A 1142-nucleotide genomic window follows, 5' to 3' on the forward strand; every position below is an offset into this window, starting at 1 on the left:
TCACGTCGGCGGCGCGGCGGGCCAGCGCCGCTGGGTCGGGGGTGCCGGTGGCGCGCAGCAGCGCGAGCAGCACGAGCACCGTGTGCCGGAACGTCCGGCAGGCGACGCCCGAGCGTTCGACGCCCGCGGCCAGGTCGACCACACGCCCCGCGGCGGCGGCGAGCGGGGAGGCCGGGGTGTTCGTCACGGCCACCAGATCGGCCGGGTCGAGGCCCTCGACCGCTGCCAGCACCTCGGCGCTCGTGCCGGTCGCGGAGACGGCGACCACCTGCGTCCCGGCAGGCAGCGGCCGGGCCAGCGAGGCGAGGTCGGCGGCCACGGTGCGCCCGCCGGCCCGCACGGCGCGCACCACCGGGTCGGCGGCGTACCGGCTCGACCCCATGCCGAGCACCAGGGTCGGGCGGTCCGGCAGCGGCTCGATCGTGGGCAGCACCGGGGCGAGGTCGCGCAGGTGCGCACCGATCAGCTCGAGGTCGGCGCGAAAGGCGGCGGTGTCCACGGTTCCTCCTCGTCGGTCCCGCAGGCGGGGTCGGTGCAGGTCCCGCACGGGTGCGTGCGGGCGGCGGGGTAGCGGGCGAGCAGGGCGCCCTCGCCGGCGTAGGTCCAGCGCGGCAGGTAGTGGGCGGCATAGAGCAGCTCGCGCAGCACCTGCTCGGCCTCGAACGCGGGCAGCAGGCGCTCGTCGAGCAGGTCGGCCCGTTCTGCCTGCGCCAGGCCGGTGCGGTAGGCGTCGAGCAGCTGGTGGCGGGCCTGGTCGGCCCAGGCGAGCGCGCGGGGGTCGGGTGCGCCGAGCCGGCGCTGCACGACGCGGGCGACGGTGTCCACGCTCACGAGCAGGTGCGCCAGGTCGCGTGCGCCGTGGTCCAGCCAGGGCCCGATCTGCGGGTCGCCGTCCAGGTCGACCACCCAGTACCGGCCCGCGGCGCGCAGCACCTGGCCGACGTGCAGGTCGCCGTGCACCGCGAACGGCGGGCTCGACGGGGCAGCCGGTGCGCCGTCGATCGCGCTGCGCAGGGCGGCCGCACGGGCGACGAGGCGCCGGTGGGTCGCGCCCGTCGTGGCCGCGACCGCCTCGTCGAGGGCGGTGCGGGCCCGGGCGGTCGGGTCGCGGTCGGGGCCGGGGACGCCCGCCGGTGGCGCGG

The 1142-nt window shown here is 78.9% G+C and carries 2 pseudogenes; both read right to left on the reverse strand.

The annotated features are described in order from the left end of the window. Nucleotides 1-499: pseudogene (locus F2B26_RS16380) on the reverse strand (hypothetical protein); the annotation flags it as partial. Continuing rightward, a pseudogene (locus F2B26_RS16385) lies at nt 463-1142 on the reverse strand (hypothetical protein); the annotation flags it as partial. The pseudogenes F2B26_RS16385 and F2B26_RS16380, both read right to left, overlap by 37 nt.

Source organism: Cellulomonas citrea, from assembly GCF_009829685.1.
GTDB classification, from domain to species: Bacteria; Actinomycetota; Actinomycetes; order Actinomycetales; family Cellulomonadaceae; genus Cellulomonas; species Cellulomonas citrea.